Genomic DNA, 17144 nt, shown 5'->3' with positions numbered 1-17144 from the left:
CTCCCTCTCCCCTCACCCTAACCCTCTCCCCATAGGGGAGAGGGGATAAAAACAAACCAACCTTACCTTTGGAGACTCTGTGATGAATGACCATATTTGTCAGCAGATAGAGAATAGTGCGCACTACAGGGAGCTGGTCGAAAAACGGCAACGGTTTGCCTTCACCCTTTCCATCATCATGCTGATTATCTATGTCGGCTTTATTCTGCTGATCGCCTTTGCGCCGCACTGGCTGGGTACCCCGTTGCACGAGGGCACCAGCGTGACGCGCGGTATTCCCATTGGCATTGGCGTCATCGTGATTTCATTTGTGCTGACCGGCGTCTACGTCTGGCGCGCGAACGGTGAGTTCGTTCGCCTTAATAAAGCGGTACTGCAAGAGGTAAAAGCATCATGAAGAGAATTCTGACGGCGCTCGCCGCCACGCTTCCCTTTGCCGCCCACGCGGCAGATGCGATTACCGGCGAGGTACAGCGCCAGCCAACCAACTGGCAGGCGATTGTCATGTTCCTGATTTTCGTGGTGCTGACGCTGTATATCACTTACTGGGCGTCGAAACGCGTGCGCTCCCGTAACGATTACTACACCGCAGGCGGCAACATTACCGGCTTCCAGAACGGGCTGGCGATTGCGGGTGACTTTATGTCCGCCGCCTCGTTCCTCGGGATCTCCGCGCTGGTCTACACCTCCGGCTATGACGGCCTGATTTACTCCCTCGGCTTCCTCGTCGGCTGGCCGATCATTCTGTTCCTGATTGCCGAGCGCCTGCGCAATCTGGGCCGCTACACCTTCGCCGACGTGGCCTCCTATCGCCTGAAGCAGGGGCCGATTCGTACCCTCTCCGCCTGCGGTTCGCTGGTGGTGGTGGCGCTGTACCTGATTGCGCAGATGGTGGGTGCGGGTAAGCTGATCGAGCTGCTGTTCGGCCTGAACTACCACATCGCGGTGGTGCTGGTGGGCGTGCTGATGGTGATGTATGTCCTGTTCGGCGGCATGCTGGCCACCACCTGGGTACAGATCATCAAAGCGGTACTGCTGCTGTTCGGCGCCAGCTTTATGGCCTTTATGGTGATGAAGCACGTTGGGTTCAGCTTCAATAATCTGTTTACCGAAGCCATGTCAGTGCATCCGAAAGGGGAAGCGATCATGAGCCCGGGTGGGCTGGTGAAAGATCCGATATCCGCGCTCTCGCTCGGTCTCGGCCTGATGTTCGGTACCGCAGGTCTGCCGCATATCCTGATGCGCTTCTTCACGGTGTCAGATGCGCGTGAAGCGCGTAAGAGCGTGTTCTACGCCACCGGGTTTATGGGTTACTTCTATATCCTGACCTTTATTATCGGCTTTGGCGCGATCATGCTTGTGGGGGCGAACCCGGCGTTTAAAGACGCGGCGGGCGCGCTTATCGGCGGTAACAACATGGCGGCGGTGCATCTGGCCGACGCGGTGGGCGGCAACCTGTTCCTCGGCTTTATCTCTGCCGTGGCCTTTGCCACCATCCTCGCGGTGGTTGCAGGGCTGACGCTGGCCGGCGCGTCGGCGGTTTCGCATGACCTCTACGCCAACGTCTTCCGCAAAGGCGCAAGCGAGCGCGATGAGCTGAAGGTCTCCAAAATCACCGTGCTGGTGCTGGGCGTTGTCGCCATCCTGCTGGGGATTTTGTTCGAGAAGCAGAACATCGCCTTTATGGTCGGGCTGGCCTTCTCGATTGCGGCAAGCTGTAACTTCCCGATCATTCTGCTCTCCATGTACTGGTCAAAACTGACCACCCGTGGGGCGATGATTGGCGGCTGGCTGGGGCTGCTGACTGCGGTGATCCTGATGATTCTGGGCCCAACGATTTGGGTGCATATCCTCGGTCACGAAAGCGCTATCTTCCCGTATGAATACCCGGCGCTGTTCTCCATTGCCGTGGCGTTTATCGGTATCTGGGTCTTCTCGGCTACCGACAATTCGCCGGAAGGTAACCTGGAGCGTGAAAAATTCCGCGCCCAGTTTATCCGCTCGCAAACTGGCCTGGGCGTTGAGCAGGGCCGCGCGCACTAAGCCTTTTCTCCCCGGTCGCTCTGGCCGGGGAGCTTAAAACATCACCCACGCCACCAACGGTGCGATCAGCACCATCGTGACGCCCGAAAGCATCATCACCAGGCTCGCGACAACGCCCTCCTGCTGTCCCAGCTCATAGGAGCGTGCCGTGCCCGCGCCGTGCGACGCCGCGCCAAATCCCGCGCCTTTGGCCATTCCTTCCCGAATAGAAAGCCGCAGAAACAGCATATCGCCCACCGCCATCCCAAAGACGCCCGTCACCACCACAAACAGCGCCACCAGATCCGGCTGGCCACCGAGCGGTTTGGCGGCTGCCAGCGCAAACGGCGTGGTCACCGAACGCACCGCCAGGCTGCGCTGGATTTCATCCGACAGGGTAAACAGCCGCGCCAGCCAGACCGAGCTGCTCACCGCCACCACCGTCGCGGTGACGACGCCCGCGCTGAGCGACATCCAGTGGCGTCTGATAATAGCGAGGTTGTCATAAACGGGTACGGCGAAGGCGATGGTCGCCGGGCCGAGCAGCCACAGCAGCCAGTGGGATTCGCCAATGTAGTTCTGCCAGGATATATGGCCGAAGACCAGCATCAGCACCAGCAGGATCGGCGTAAAGACCAACGGCATCAGCGGCAGCGCGCGAAAGCGGCGATACAGGCGCTTGTTGGCAAAGTAGATGACGACTGTCGCAATCAGGCACAGCAGGCTTATCTGAAAGTTAGTCATGCTTCTGCCTGCTGATTTCAAAGCGATACACCTTATCCACCACCCAGGCGGTGGCGCCCAGCACCATCAGCGTGCTCAGGGCGATAACCGCAAAGATGCGCCAGCCGTCGACCATCAGCAGTTGTGCATAATTCACCACCGCCACCACGGCCGGCACAAAGAACAATAGCATCTCCGCCAGCAGCCAGCGCGCCCCGGCGCGCACCCAGTTAAGGGGCAACGCGCGAGAGAGGATCAGCGTCAGCATCAGCACCATCCCCACCAGGTTGGCGGGTAAAGGCAGATGCAGCCAGTCGACAAGATATTCCGCGAAAACAAACAGTCCCGCGTAGAGCAGTACCTGAACCGGTACCTGAAGTCGTTGCACAACGGCAGGCGTAACACGGCTTAACGCCACGGCCATGGGGGTTTTCCTCAGAAATGAGACGAGGCGCCAGTATAGTGAGCGTACGGTATCGACTGAAATGAATTAAAATCATCGAAGGTATAGTTTCGAGGAATAATCATGGACATAAGAACGCTGCGCTATTTTGTCGAGGTGGTTCGCCAGCAAAGTTTTACTCGCGCAGCGGAGAAGTTATTCGTAACCCAGCCGACCATCAGCAAGATGCTGAAAAACCTCGAAGATGAGCTGAACTGTACGCTGCTGATCCGCGACGGGCGCAAGCTACTGCTGACCGATACCGGTCGCGTAGTGTTCGAGCGCGGGCTGGCCATTCTGGCAGAGTTCCGCCAGCTGGAGGCCGAGCTTGGGGACATCAACCACCTGACAAAAGGGCTGCTGCGGCTCGGTATTCCGCCGATGGTCGGCATGATGATGGCCGGGCCGATAAGCCTGTTTCGTCAGCGCTATCCCGGCGTTGAGCTAAAAATTTCTGAATTTGGCGGCCTGACCGTGCAGCAGGCGGTGATGAACGGTGAACTGGACGTGGCCATGACGGCCCTTCCCGTAGAGGAGGAAAGCGGCCTGGCGACGCTGCCGCTGTTCAGCCACCCGCTGTGCGTGCTGGTGCCGCGCTCCGGCGACTGGCTGAAGATAGACTCAGTAAAACCCGAGCTGCTCGGCGAACACCCTCTGCTGATTTACAACGAAGATTTTGCCTTAAGCCGCCAGCTGATGGCGCTGTTTAACCAGCACAACGTAAAGCCGCGCATTGCGGTGCGCAGCGGCCAGTGGGATTTTCTGGCGGCGATGGTACAGGCGGGCGTGGGGATTGCCATTCTGCCGCAGCCGATCTGCGAGCGGCTGGATAAAAACACGCTGCGCTGGATCCCGCTGGAGAGCGACCTGCACTGGCAGCTGGGGATGATCTGGCGTGAAGGGGTCTATCTGTCGCACAGCGCGCAGGCGTGGTTGCAATGCTGTGAGGGGTTTTGGGTGCCCTGACCCCTCACCCCAACCCCTCTCCCCATAGGGCGAGGGCTAGGGTGAGGGGGCAAAGCGCGCTACTGATTCTCTATCAACAACGCTTCCAGCAGGTCCAGATCGTGCAGCAGCTTTTGCAGCGTCTCGTTACTGATCTGCCGCGTCGCGCGCAGGTGATACAGCTCGGCACGCTCGGAGCGCAGCGCCGCCAGGCGGAAACGGCGTTCGAGGTTCTCTTCCTGCAACGAACTTTCCACGTCGTTACGTCCGTCAGCACGGCGACGCAAATTACCAATCACGCGTGAACTGACTTCCTTCAGCAGCTGGTTATCAATGTTCTCTTCGGCATCGGCGGCCAGACGCTCCTCCATTTTCTCGATGGCGACAATCGCCACTTCCGCCGTCGCCGCACGGGCAATCCGCTCTTCTTTGTGCTGCTGCGAGGAGTCACCCGCGTCAATATGTTGCAGCAGAATCGGCAGCATAATCACGCCGACAAACAGCGAGAAGAGGATCACGCCCGCCGCCAGGAACACCAGCTCGTAGCGCGCCGGGAAGACGTCGCCCGTCGGCAGAAGCAGGGGAATGGAGAGTACACCAGCAAGGGTGATCGCCCCGCGAACGCCCGCGAAAGAGGCAATCAGCAGCTCGCGCGTGGTCCACGAGCCAAACTCCATCGGCTTTTTGGTCAGGAAGCGAACGCTGAATTTCTTCATCGTCCACAGCCAGCCGAAACGTACCAGCATCAGCGCAAGGTAGATGAGTACGATATCGGTAAATAGCATCCAGACTTCAACGTTTGGATCCGCTTCGGCCGCAATCAGCGAGGATTCCATAATGCCCGGCAGTTGCAGGCCCAACAGCAGGAACACCATGCCGTTAAAGACAAACTCGAGCATCGCCCAGGTACTGTTTGCACGCAGGCGCATCGCCAGCGGTGCGCGGCGCATCACGCCGGAGCGGGTGATGGTCATCCCCGCAGCTACCGCCGCCAGAATGCCCGACACGCCGATATGTTCGGCAATCAGGTAAGAGGCGAACGGCAGCAGGAACAGCAGGACGATCTGCGTCGCCGGTTCATCACCACCCCAGCGGCTAAGGAAGCGCAGCGAGCGTCCGTACAGCCAGCTCACTACGAAGCCCGCGAGGATACCGCCAATCGCCACCTTGAAGAATTCCAGGGTCGCGCCGCCTACGGTAAAGACCATGGTGCCCATGGCAACCGCCACGGCAAACTTCAGGGCGACCAGGCCAGAGGCGTCGTTCATCAGCGCCTCGCCCTGCAAAATGCCCATGATTTTCTTTGGAATGCGCCCTTCACCCACAATGCCGGACAGCGCCACGGCGTCGGTAGGCGACAGCACGGCAGCCAGCGCAAAGGCGGGGATGAGCGGGATCCCCGGTACGGCCCAGTAGATCAGGAAACCAATCCCGACCACGGTGACGACCACCAGCGCCAGCGCCAGGCCGAAGATCTCTCGCCCGTGCTCCAGAAATTCGCGCGTCGGCGTTTTCCAGCCATCGGCAAACAGCAGCGGCGGGATAAACAGCACGAGAAACAGTTCCGGATCGAACTCCACGTGCAGACCGAACGTCGGCCACGCCAGCAGCGCGCCGATAGCTATTTGCATTAAGGGCAGGGGGACCTGGAAGGGCAGTACGCGTGTAACCACCCCGGATAATGAGACCACAAGGGTCATGATGAGTATTGTGAAGAAAATTTCCATGCGTTCCCTGTTTGCTGTGTTTCTTATAAGCCAAACCTGAGGCGTCGTGCCTCTTATTCTATCCTCTCCAGAGTAACGTAAAAGGCAACAGGATGAGTCCTGAAAATAAAAACGGGCGGCCTTAGCCACCCGTTTTCGCATAAAAAGTCAATTCAGATGGCCCAGCCGCCCGCGTAGAACGCCACCAGCGCAACGGCGATGACCACGGTACCGATGTTCAGCTTACGCCACTCACCGGAGACCAGACGCCCAATCACCAGCGAGGCGAAGCCGATCATAATGCCGGTCACGATGTTACAGGTCAGCACGATGAATACCGCAGTGATCAGGCCGGACATGGCATCAACAAAATCCGCGAAGTCGATTTTCGCCACGTTGCTCAGCATCAGCAGGCCAACGTACATCAGCGCAGGTGCGGTCGCGTAAGCTGGCACCAGATAAGAGAGCGGAGAGAGGAACAGGATCAGCAGAAACAGTACGCCAACGGTGATGGCCGTCAGGCCGGTTTTACCGCCCGCCGCCGTACCCGCTGCGGACTCGATGTACACCGCCGCAGGCGCCGCACCCACCAGACCAGAGAAAACGCTGCTCAGGGAGTCGGTGGTCAGCGCTTTGCCGCCGTCAATAATCTGTCCGTCTTTATCCAGCAGGTTCGCCTGACCGGCCACCGCGCGGATGGTGCCGGTGGCGTCAAACACCGCGGTCATTACCAGCGCCAGCACGCTTGGCAGGATCACTGGGTTCAGCGCGCCCACAATATCCAGGCTGCCAATCAGGGAGTTGCCTTTGTCATCGCTCAGCGACGGCATGGCGAAAATCCCGGAGAAATGAACGGTCGGGTCGAAGATCAGGCCGACGATAGACACGCCGATAATGGTCAGCAGAATGCCGCCCGGCACTTTCAGTTTTTCCAGGCCAATGATCACCGCCAGACCCACCAGCGACATGATCACCGGGAAGCTCGCGAAGTTACCCAGCGCAACCGGCAGGCCGTCCAGCGGGTTCTTGATGACCAGGCCGACGCCGTTGGCAGCGATCAGCAGCAGGAACAGACCAATACCGATGCCGGTGCCGTGCGCCACGCCCTGCGGCAGGTTGCGCAAAATCCAGCTACGAATGCCGGTTGCTGAAATTACGGTGAACAGCACGCCCATCAGGAACACGGCGCCGAGCGCTACCGGGACGCTGATCTGCTGGCCCAGCACCAGGCTGAAGGCGGTAAACGCGGTCAGGGAGATGGCGCACCCGATCGCCAGAGGCAGGTTCGCCCACAGGCCCATCACAATCGAACCCACACCCGCAACCAGGCAGGTGGCAACGAAGACCGCCGCTGGCGGGAAGCCCGCTTTGCCGAGCATGCCCGGCACCACGATGACGGAGTACACCATCGCCAGAAACGTGGTCAGACCGGCAACAACTTCCTGGCGCACGGTGCTGCCGCGAGCAGAAATTTTAAACATGGCGTCAAGTGAACCGCCGGTACGCGCAGATGGCGTAGACATAGAAAACATCCCCTGAGAGTTTTTTAGGAAGTCCGTAAGCGAGGTGGAGACGCCACTGCCAGCTAAACGTCAAATCCTTGTGTTGCGTTTGCGACGAAAGGGCGTCACAGAAAAAGCAAACGTTTAGCTCCGCGCTTACAAACGGGTGGTCAAATTAAGGCAAACGATTATCTAGCCTAATACCCGCCCTTTTCAACTGAACTTTCTCGTTTTTCGCTAAAATTGCCTCATGACGATGAAGAATTAAGCAGAGGATGCGCAAACGTTATCGTCCATGCGCAATTTCGTTAAATTTCATCCCTCGCCGGGGATCGTCAGTGGGCCGCCTTTCGCAAGCGTTGTCTGCCAGCCCGGACGTGCCTCCACTCTCTGTTTCCACGCCGCTATGTGGTCGAGATTGTCGATGCCGCCTCTCGCCAGCAGGGCGAAGAGGGGAAAACTCATCTGGATATCAGCCATGGTCAGCGTGTCGCCGGCAAACCAGCTGCTTTCGGCAAGATGATCGTTAATAAAGCGCGCATGCGTTTCCAGCTGGCGGTTGAGATACGCTTTTTGCACCCCCTGCCCCAGCGCCTTACCCAGCGTGCGCAGGCCAAACGGGACGGGTGGTTTGCCGAGGCTGTTAAACACCAGCTTCATTAACAGTAGCGGCATCAAAGACCCTTCGGCGTAATGCAGCCAGAAGCGATACTGCACTTTATGGGCGGGATCTAACGGTTTGAATCGTGACGCCGAATCGTACGTTTCCTGAAGATATTCCAGAATCGCACCTGATTCGGCCAGAACCAGTCCGTTATCTTCGAGTACCGGGGATTTTCCCAGCGGATGCACTTTTTTGAGCGAGTCTGGCGCGAGCATGGTTTTTTCACGCTGGTAGCGCACGATGTCGTACGTCAGACCCAGCTCTTCCAGCGCCCAGAGGACACGATGTGAACGAGACTGATTAAGGTGGTGGACCGTTAGCATGATGTTCTCCGATGATTCATACTTTTTAACTATAGAAAACTGAACAACTTCACGAAAAAAATTCGGCTAAAATCTCACCGTCTCCGGTGGCAAAAACGGCGGCCGGGCATAAAATTAAAGTGTCAGTACAAACCGGAACCTCCTTCACAAGCTCGACACGAGGGGTACTGATGTCGGGGGAAACCCTCCCGTGAGCCAGCGGGATAGAGAGAAAGACAAAGACCGGAAAAAACTAAAGCGCCCTTAGTGGCGCTTTAGTTCTTTATGTTTGTTGCCGGGTGGCGGCTGCGTCTTACCCGGCAAACACCTCTCAATCCTCCTCCAGCAACCGTGCCCCTGTTCCCTGCTCGCCCAGCCTGTCACCCGGGTTACGCAGCGGGCAATCGCTACGTGATAAACACCCGCAACCAATGCAGCCATCCAGTTCATCGCGCAGGGCCACCAGCGTGTGAATACGACGATCCAGTTCTTCTCGCCACTGGGACGACAGCTGCTTCCACTCTTTCGCGCTCAGCGAGTGTCCTTCCGGCAATACGCCGAACGCGTCACCAATGGTGGCCAGAGGTATGCCGATACGTTGCGCAATTTTGATAATCGCCACGTAGCGGAGCACATCGCGCGTGTAGCGCCGCTGGTTTCCGGCGTTACGGATACTTTTTATTAACCCTTTGCTTTCATAGAAGTGGAGCGCCGACACCGCCACACCGCTTCGCTTAGCCACTTCACCGGGGGTTAACAGTGCTTTGATGCGCGGTAATCTCTTTTCCATAAAACCTCTTTACCTCAAGTTAACTTGAGGAATTATACTCCCCCGCAGAGAAAATGACGAATCAACCAGGACAGATGTCTCCACAGAGGGGTAACCTTATGTCGCATCAGCAAATTATTCAGACACTTATTGAATGGATTGATGAACATATCGACCAGCCGTTGAACATTGATGTGGTCGCTAAAAAGTCGGGCTATTCGAAATGGTATTTACAGAGAATGTTCCGCACTGTAATGCATCAAACGCTGGGTGATTACATTCGCCAGCGCAGGCTCCTGCTGGCGGCGCAGGCGTTACGCTCAACGCAGCGGCCCATTTTTGATATCGCAATGGATCTGGGCTATGTGTCGCAGCAGACCTTTTCCCGCGTCTTCCGCCGCGAGTTTGACCGTACGCCGAGCGACTACCGCCATCAGCTCAATTAATGCGTGTTAACGCAAGGGTTGCTGCTGCCAGGCCATAAATGCCTGGGGCGGCATCGCTTTCGCGAAGTGCCATCCCTGGCAATACTGTACGCCACGCTTCAGCAGCCAGCTCACCTGCTCCCCCGTCTCGACCCCTTCCGCAATGGTTTTCAGCCGCAGGCTTTGCGCCATCTCAATGATGTGCTCGGCAATCAGGTGGCTGGTGCTGTTGGTGGTTAAGGTATCGATAAAGGATTTGTCGATTTTCAGGATATCGACGTTCAGCGAATAGAGGTTATGCAGGTTAGAGTAGCCGGTTCCGAAATCATCAATCGCCACTTCATACCCCGCCTGACGAAACGCCTGAATGACCGGCGTGGTTTTCGGCACGTCAATAAACCCCCGCTCCGTCACCTCAATTTTGATCTGCTGCGCGCGAACCGAGTAAAAGCGGGCTTTGTCGGAGATCAGGGCGATAAGACGCGAAGAGTGGAAATCTGACGCCGACAGGTTAATCGAGACATACAGATCGGGATGAGCGGCAAGAAAATGGCCCAGATCGCTGAACACCTCCTCAACGACGTAATCCGTAATGCGCTCAATCATCCCCTCTTTTTCTGCCAGGGGAATAAATTCCGCCGGGCTCATAACCTGACCGTTGAATCCAGGCCAGCGCAACAACGCCTCTGCCCCCACGCACTGGTTATTTTTAATATCAATAATGGGCTGATAATGGACGCACAGCTGGCGTTTATTCAGCGCCCGGTGCAGAAGTCGGCCAGGCGAATTGAATTCACGGTGTGTACGCGACCACACCAGCAGAATAATAATGCTGCAAATTATCCCTAGCGGTAGCGTCAGGGTAGCCTGATGATAAAGCGTTTTATAAAAACGGGCACTGGAGGTTGAAACGATGGCCGCAATGGGCCGCTGCTCTGATTTTACGATCGTATAAAAACGGTCATCTTTCTGAAAAGTCGTTTCCTGATGTCGAAGCATCGAATGCAATAAAGAAATATTGGCTTTCTGGCTCACAGAAAAGAATGCATTGCTGACGGTATCATACACTCCCCACGACAGGGAACGATCGTCTGACATCACCTCACTGTACGAAAGCGGGTTGACCACTGCGACATAATTTCCGCGCTGCATATATATCATTTTATAACCATTAAAAAATGGTGTATCGCGAAAATAATAGATAGCAACGTCGGGTTTACGTGTGTAATTGGCAGCGGGTATGATGTAAGGGTGTTTCGGCGTAAAAAGGGTCGAGCAGAGAAAGTCCTGGCCATCAGCATAAATTAAATCGGCAACAAAAAGGCGACCGCGGGAAACGTTCAACATATATTGACGATGCTCCGGCGTACACACTTTGCCCTGATATTTTTCCGCGTCTTTCCGGGCCAGGTCAACCTGTTGAATAACCCGTTCAGTTTTATTTAAAGCAAGTTCAGCAAACGTGCGCAGCTGGGCGCTGATTTCCGACACTGCACTAAGCTGGGCAAACCATAGCGCAAGCATCACCGGCAGCATAACTACCATGATAATCCCGACCACTTTGAGCATTTTGCGCCGCGCGCTACGATTCATTTCCCGCTCTGTATCCCTGCATGTTGTACGCCTGTAGCAATGAAGACCGGCTGCTTTGATAAACAGGTGATTACGTTGCATGAATCATAGGAAGTTAGCAACTGACTTTTGGTATTAAAAATCCTAAAATTCGTGATGCCGATAATATTTTCCCGTAAGCCAAACTAAAAGTATTCATTTCGTTTCTGATAAGGAAAATAATTACCCGCGACAGGTGTGGAAAATTCGCTGGCTGAAATAGCCTGCTCTTTGTTCTTATGCTGATTTATAAATAATCAGACGCCAGGACCGTTTTTCCTCTTCCCGTACGCTTGGCGTCATATAATGCCTTATCGGCACGCATCAGTATGGCAGAAGTATCTCGTTGCCCCTGACAGACTTCAACCACCCCGGCGCTGAAGGAGAGTACCAGCGTTTTATCGCCCACACGCAGCGGTTTTGAGATCAGCGCGGCACGCAGGCGAGAAGAGAGCAACGTAGCGGCCATACCATCCGTACGCGCCAGCAGAAGAACAAACTCTTCGCCCCCCACCCGTCCCAGCGCTGACCCGGCCGGGCTCACCTCGCGAATACGGTCGCAAAAGTGAATCAATGCCGCATCGCCAACCTGATGTCCCCACCGATCGTTAATCTGCTTGAAATAATCGAGATCGAACATCAGGAGACAGAAGTGGCTACTGACATCCTGCGGCGAACTGGCTGCCAGCGCCATTTTGAGCTGCTGTAAGATTGTCGAGCGATTCAGACAGCCCGTCAGATCGTCCGTGGTGGCTTTGACGGTCAGCTGCTGTTCTGCTTTTTTACGTTCGGTGATATCCAGGCCAATATTGAGAATGGAGTTATCCGGCAAAAGGATGTTTGACCAGAGAATCGTTAACTGCGTCCCGTCTTTACGCACCGGGTGCCATTCGTACATATCCTTAAGTGGTGCGAAACGAACCGACTCCTGCACGCGCTGTCGCTCCTCGGGATCCGGATAAAACAGGGCCAGCGGATCGGGGTGCTCGTCGATTTCAGTCATACTCCAGCCAAAGACTTTTTCGCATTCGGCATTCCACAATACACACCGGTTATGCCTGTCAAAGGCGTTCATTAATACCGGCGCACGCTCAAATAAGGTTTTATATTGCGTGACGACGCGCTGCATTTCTTGCGCCGTTTTTTCCCGCACGATGATGTCATCAAAATAATCTTTTAGCTTCTCAACCAATACCACCACGATATTTTTCAGTATCGGCAACGAGGTAAGTTTTCCATTAAAAGCCAAAAAGAAATAACCACTGCACTGTCTGCCATGCGCTGAGAGTTTACACAGGACGCCGCTTTGCAGCCGCGCATAGCCCGGGTGCTGAGGGGAAAATACCGCCCGGCCAATATGCGCTTTCCAGTAGATAACCCGCCAGGCGCGGTGATGCCGCTGCAACAGGGTGCTGGCAAGAAAATCCGCCACGTTGAAGGCGTGACACGTCACGTCGCCGGCACAAACCACGCGCGGGCCGTCTGCGGATTCGACACTGACCCACGAGAGATTTGCCCCCAGAGCGCTGTTGATGGTTTCCAGCATTTCCACCGGCGAACACTGCGCGTTGAGTTGCGGCATCAGCTTCGCCAGGGCGTGCAGCGCCTGCATGCTGTCGTTAATAATCTCGCGTCTTTGTTCTTTCATTATCTTTTCGCAGGTCATTAATCGAGAGAGCAACCGCAATAACTCATATCTGAATAAAAGAATAAGACCACGAAATCAAAGAGCATGCTGAGTGTAAAATAAAGAATATAAAATCCAAAAAAGGTAATTAATTCAATGCGATGAATTATTTCTGCGGGTACATTTATTGTTCCACACAAGCATAATCCATAGACATACTGCTGTAAACGCTATACAGCCGAAGATGTTTTGCAAAGGTTTTGCTATCTGAATGAATTAAAAATAAAAATTCCGACCAGACGCGGATACGAGCGACGACGATATATTTTCCCTGGTAATAAACCCACTTTTACCTCACGCGGATACTGGCTAATAAAACAGCAAATGTGATATAGTTCACACATCTTATGTAACGAGAAACATTGTTTCATTCCAGTTCGTCTGTTTTGTCGAGGATGAGTTTTATGGCAACCATTACCACCAGCATGGTGCTCCTGCGCTGGCCGTTGTTGAGCGCGGTTTTGATGTTCCTGGCCAGCACGTTAAACATTCAGTTCCGAAAGTCCGACTACGCAGGTCTTGCTGTGATTAGCACCCTGTTAGGGTTAGGCGCCGCATGCTGGTTCGCAACAGGTTTGCTCGGTATTACGCTGGTGGATATAGCCGCCGTCTGGGAAAACATTAAAGTGGTGATGGTTGAAGCCATGAGCCACACCCCACCAGACTGGCCGATGGTGATTACCTGATAGCCTGTTATAAAAAAACCCAGACATTATCTGGGTTTTTTGTGTTTCACGCGTCTGGATATCAGAACGGGATATCGTCGTCGAAATCCATTGGCGGTTCGTTAGACGGTGCCGGAGCAGACTGCTGCTGCGGACGGGACTGCGCGCCGCCGCTAAACTGATTGCCGCCCTGCGGCTGCTGAGGCTGGCCCCAACCGCCCTGCTGCTGGCCGCCACCTGCCGGTGCGCCGCCGCCCTGACGGCCACCCAGCATCTGCATGGTGCCGCCAACATTCACCACCACTTCCGTGGTGTATTTTTCCTGACCGGATTGATCGGTCCATTTGCGGGTACGCAGTTGGCCTTCAATGTAAACCTGAGAGCCTTTACGCAGATACTCACCGGCCACTTCAGCCAGTTTGCCAAACAGCACAACACGGTGCCATTCGGTCTGCTCTTTCATTTCACCGGTCGCTTTATCACGCCAGGATTCGGAAGTAGCCAGCGTAATGTTGGCAACTGCGCCACCACTCGGCATGTAGCGTACTTCCGGGTCCTGGCCCAGATTACCGACGAGAATCACCTTGTTTACGCCTCTGCTGGCCATGTTCGTGTCTCCTGAATACGTTTCTTAATAGTGTAAACGCGCGAGTGTACCATTTCCATGCGACACTTTGATAGTTGCGTAGCATGTTCCAGAGTTCTCTCGCGGACTCGACATTGTTACACAGTGAATCAGAAAATGCATTCCAATACTGTATATTCAAACAGGTCATTTTGTGTCATAATTAGCCGTTTCTGACAGCCGTTTGTCCTTCAAACAAATCAGGCAATCCGTGTTCCAACCGGGAAAGGTGAATGGATAAGATCGAAGTTCGGGGCGCCCGCACCCACAATCTCAAGAATATCAACCTCATAATCCCTCGCGACAAACTCATCGTCGTGACCGGGCTTTCGGGGTCTGGCAAATCCTCACTGGCTTTCGACACTTTGTATGCCGAAGGACAGCGTCGTTACGTTGAATCGCTCTCGGCGTACGCGCGTCAGTTCCTGTCGCTGATGGAAAAACCGGATGTCGACCACATTGAAGGGTTGTCTCCTGCTATCTCCATTGAGCAGAAATCCACGTCGCATAACCCGCGATCCACGGTCGGTACCATTACCGAAATCCATGACTACCTGCGTCTGCTGTATGCGCGCGTGGGCGAGCCGCGCTGCCCGGATCACGACGTTCCGCTGGCGGCCCAGACCGTCAGCCAGATGGTGGATAACGTGCTGTCGCAGCCGGAAGGCAAACGCCTGATGCTGCTGGCGCCAATCATTAAAGAGCGTAAGGGCGAACATACTAAAACGCTGGAAAATCTGGCAAGCCAGGGCTATATCCGCGCCCGTATCGACGGCGAAGTGTGTGACCTGTCCGATCCGCCAAAGCTGGAGCTGCAAAAGAAACACACCATCGAAGTGGTGATTGACCGGTTTAAGGTCCGTGAAGATCTGGCGACGCGTCTGGCGGAATCCTTTGAAACGGCGCTGGAACTGTCGGGCGGCACGGCGGTGGTGTCAGACATGGACGATGCAAAAGCGGAAGAGCTGCTCTTCTCCGCCAACTTTGCCTGCCCGATTTGCGGCTACAGCATGCGCGAGCTGGAACCGCGCCTGTTCTCGTTCAACAACCCGGCGGGCGCGTGCCCGACCTGTGACGGCTTGGGCGTTCAGCAGTATTTCGACCCTGATCGCGTGATCCAGAATCCGGAGCTGTCGCTGGCGGGTGGCGCCATTCGCGGCTGGGACAAGCGTAACTTCTATTACTTCCAGATGCTGAAGTCGCTGGCGGAGCACTACAAGTTCGACGTTGAAGCCCCGTGGGCCAGCCTGAGCGCGAACGTACATAAAGTGATCCTGTTCGGTTCCGGCAAAGAGAACATTGAGTTCAAGTACATGAACGATCGCGGTGACACTTCCGTGCGTCGCCACCCGTTCGAAGGGGTGCTGCACAACATGGAGCGCCGCTACAAAGAGACCGAATCCAGCGCGGTGCGTGAGGAGCTGGCGAAGTTCATCAGCAACCGCTCCTGCGCCACCTGCGAGGGCACGCGCCTGCGCCGCGAAGCGCGTCACGTGTTTGTCGAAAACACGGCGCTGCCGACCATCTCAGACATGAGCATCGGCCACGCGATGGACTTCTTCAACAACCTGAAGCTCTCCGGCCAGCGCGCGAAAATCGCTGAAAAAGTGCTGAAAGAGATCGGCGATCGCCTCAAGTTCCTCGTGAACGTTGGCCTGAACTACCTGACGCTTTCCCGCTCGGCTGAAACGCTCTCCGGCGGTGAAGCCCAGCGTATCCGTCTGGCGAGCCAGATTGGCGCAGGCTTAGTCGGCGTGATGTACGTGCTGGATGAGCCGTCTATCGGCCTACACCAGCGCGACAACGAACGCCTGCTCGGCACGCTGGTTCACCTGCGTAACCTTGGCAACACTGTGATTGTGGTTGAGCACGACGAAGACGCCATTCGCGCCGCTGACCACGTGATCGACATCGGCCCGGGCGCTGGCGTGCACGGCGGACAGGTGGTGGCAGAAGGGACGCTGAAAGACATTATGGCGGTGCCCGAGTCGCTGACCGGCCAGTACATGAGCGGCAAGCGCAAAATTGAAGTACCAAAACAGCGCGTGGCGGCGAACCCGGAAAAAGTGCTGAAGCTAACCGGGGCGCGCGGCAACAACCTGAAGGACGTGACCCTGACGCTGCCTGTCGGGCTGTTCACCTGCATCACCGGCGTGTCCGGTTCCGGTAAATCGACGCTGATCAACGATACGCTGTTCCCGATTGCGCAGACGGCGCTGAACGGCGCGACGCTGGCTGAACCTGCACCGTACCGCGACATTCAGGGGCTGGAGCATTTCGACAAGGTTATCGACATCGACCAGAGCCCGATTGGCCGTACGCCGCGTTCCAACCCGGCGACCTATACCGGCGTCTTTACGCCCGTACGTGAACTCTTTGCCGGCGTGCCGGAAGCGCGTTCACGCGGCTATACGCCAGGCCGTTTCAGCTTTAACGTGCGCGGCGGCCGCTGTGAAGCGTGCCAGGGCGACGGCGTAATCAAGGTTGAGATGCACTTCCTGCCGGATATCTACGTGCCGTGCGACCAGTGTAAAGGTAAGCGTTATAACCGCGAAACGCTGGAGATTAAGTACAAAGGCAAGACCATCCACGAAGTGCTGGATATGACCATCGAAGAGGCGCGCGAGTTCTTTGACGCCGTCCCTGCGCTGGCGCGTAAGCTGCAAACCCTCATGGATGTGGGTCTGACCTATATTCGTCTGGGGCAGTCAGCGACAACGCTGTCCGGCGGTGAAGCGCAGCGCGTGAAGCTGGCGCGTGAGCTGTCCAAACGCGGTACCGGTCAGACGCTGTATATTCTGGATGAGCCGACCACCGGCCTGCACTTTGCGGATATCCAGCAGTTGCTGGACGTGCTGCACCAGCTGCGCGATCAGGGCAACACCATCGTGGTGATTGAGCACAACCTGGACGTGATTAAAACCGCTGACTGGATTGTCGATCTCGGCCCGGAAGGCGGCAGCGGCGGCGGTGAAATCCTCGTCTCCGGTACGCCAGAGACCGTTGCAGAGTGCGAAGCCTCGCACACCGCGCGCTTCCTCAAACCGTTGCTGTAA

15 protein-coding genes are annotated in these 17144 nt (G+C 55.9%); 6 read left to right on the top strand and 9 right to left on the bottom strand.

What is annotated here, in order from left to right; genetic code table 11:
* The first annotated feature begins 82 nt into the window (after positions 1 to 82).
* Both O1724_RS02060 and actP read left to right on the top strand, forming a co-directional pair.
* Positions 83 to 397, top strand: a complete 315-nt coding sequence (locus tag O1724_RS02060; protein WP_479983915.1) for a DUF485 domain-containing protein — start codon at positions 83 to 85, stop codon at positions 395 to 397.
* On the top strand, positions 394 to 2043 hold the full coding sequence (gene actP / locus O1724_RS02055) for a cation/acetate symporter ActP (RefSeq protein ID WP_414540122.1): 1650 nt from the start codon (positions 394 to 396) through the stop codon (positions 2041 to 2043). The genes O1724_RS02060 and actP overlap by 4 nt, the downstream gene beginning before the upstream one ends.
* 33 nt (positions 2044 to 2076) lie before the next feature.
* Here the strand turns inward: actP and O1724_RS02050 are convergent, their stop codons facing one another.
* Both O1724_RS02050 and O1724_RS02045 read right to left on the bottom strand, forming a co-directional pair.
* Positions 2077 to 2766, bottom strand: coding sequence for an LrgB family protein (locus tag O1724_RS02050; RefSeq protein WP_032661181.1), 690 nt, complete (start codon positions 2764 to 2766; stop codon positions 2077 to 2079).
* On the bottom strand, positions 2759 to 3169 hold the full coding sequence (locus O1724_RS02045) for a CidA/LrgA family protein (RefSeq protein WP_003860266.1): 411 nt from the start codon (positions 3167 to 3169) through the stop codon (positions 2759 to 2761). The genes O1724_RS02050 and O1724_RS02045 overlap by 8 nt, the downstream gene beginning before the upstream one ends.
* Before the next feature lie 102 nt (positions 3170 to 3271).
* Here O1724_RS02045 and O1724_RS02040 point away from each other — a divergent pair, with 102 nt between their 5' ends.
* Positions 3272 to 4153, top strand: coding sequence for a LysR family transcriptional regulator (locus O1724_RS02040; RefSeq protein ID WP_003860268.1), 882 nt, complete (start codon positions 3272 to 3274; stop codon positions 4151 to 4153).
* 59 nt (positions 4154 to 4212) lie between these two features.
* Here the strand turns inward: O1724_RS02040 and O1724_RS02035 are convergent, their stop codons facing one another.
* From O1724_RS02035 to soxR, 4 genes are all read right to left on the bottom strand, one after another.
* Positions 4213 to 5859 (bottom strand): Na+/H+ antiporter, encoded by a 1647-nt coding sequence (locus O1724_RS02035; protein WP_003860270.1) that lies wholly within the window; start codon positions 5857 to 5859, stop codon positions 4213 to 4215.
* 152 nt (positions 5860 to 6011) lie between these two features.
* Positions 6012 to 7361 carry a guanine/hypoxanthine transporter GhxP gene (gene ghxP / locus O1724_RS02030; protein ID WP_023315228.1) on the bottom strand — a complete coding sequence of 450 codons (1350 nt, stop codon included), beginning with the start codon at positions 7359 to 7361 and terminating at the stop codon, positions 6012 to 6014.
* Positions 7362 to 7655: 294 nt separating this feature from the next.
* Positions 7656 to 8327 carry a glutathione S-transferase family protein gene (locus O1724_RS02025; RefSeq protein ID WP_126297355.1) on the bottom strand — a complete coding sequence of 224 codons (672 nt, stop codon included), beginning with the start codon at positions 8325 to 8327 and terminating at the stop codon, positions 7656 to 7658.
* A gap of 310 nt (positions 8328 to 8637) precedes the next feature.
* Entirely contained in the window at positions 8638 to 9096 is a 459-nt protein-coding gene (gene soxR, locus O1724_RS02020) for a redox-sensitive transcriptional activator SoxR (RefSeq protein ID WP_003860275.1), read from the bottom strand.
* Between the two features lie 98 nt (positions 9097 to 9194).
* On the opposite strand from soxR, the gene soxS reads away from it, so the two are divergent.
* Positions 9195 to 9521 carry a superoxide response transcriptional regulator SoxS gene (gene soxS, locus O1724_RS02015; protein WP_003860277.1) on the top strand — a complete coding sequence of 109 codons (327 nt, stop codon included), beginning with the start codon at positions 9195 to 9197 and terminating at the stop codon, positions 9519 to 9521.
* A 6-nt stretch (positions 9522 to 9527) separates the two neighbouring features.
* On the opposite strand, the gene O1724_RS02010 is transcribed toward soxS, so the two are convergent.
* Positions 9528 to 11093 (bottom strand): EAL domain-containing protein, encoded by a 1566-nt coding sequence (locus tag O1724_RS02010; protein ID WP_045331358.1) that lies wholly within the window; start codon positions 11091 to 11093, stop codon positions 9528 to 9530.
* A 265-nt stretch (positions 11094 to 11358) separates the two neighbouring features.
* Positions 11359 to 12759 carry a sensor domain-containing diguanylate cyclase gene (locus O1724_RS02005; protein WP_003860281.1) on the bottom strand — a complete coding sequence of 467 codons (1401 nt, stop codon included), beginning with the start codon at positions 12757 to 12759 and terminating at the stop codon, positions 11359 to 11361.
* A gap of 443 nt (positions 12760 to 13202) precedes the next feature.
* On the opposite strand from O1724_RS02005, the gene O1724_RS02000 reads away from it, so the two are divergent.
* Positions 13203 to 13484, top strand: coding sequence for a YjcB family protein (locus O1724_RS02000; RefSeq protein WP_003860282.1), 282 nt, complete (start codon positions 13203 to 13205; stop codon positions 13482 to 13484).
* 61 nt (positions 13485 to 13545) lie between these two features.
* Here O1724_RS02000 and ssb1 read toward each other — a convergent pair whose 3' ends face one another.
* Positions 13546 to 14070, bottom strand: coding sequence for a single-stranded DNA-binding protein SSB1 (gene ssb1 / locus O1724_RS01995; RefSeq protein ID WP_003860284.1), 525 nt, complete (start codon positions 14068 to 14070; stop codon positions 13546 to 13548).
* Positions 14071 to 14321: 251 nt separating this feature from the next.
* Here ssb1 and uvrA point away from each other — a divergent pair, with 251 nt between their 5' ends.
* Positions 14322 to 17144: an excinuclease ABC subunit UvrA gene (uvrA, locus tag O1724_RS01990; RefSeq protein WP_003860287.1), complete on the top strand. Its 2823-nt coding sequence runs from the start codon at positions 14322 to 14324 to the stop codon at positions 17142 to 17144.

The sequence above is a fragment of the Enterobacter cloacae complex sp. HYC074_NIDB genome, assembly GCF_056673345.1.
The sequence above is the reverse complement of the archived record's forward strand: the minus strand, read 5'-3'. Positions and strand labels throughout refer to the sequence as shown.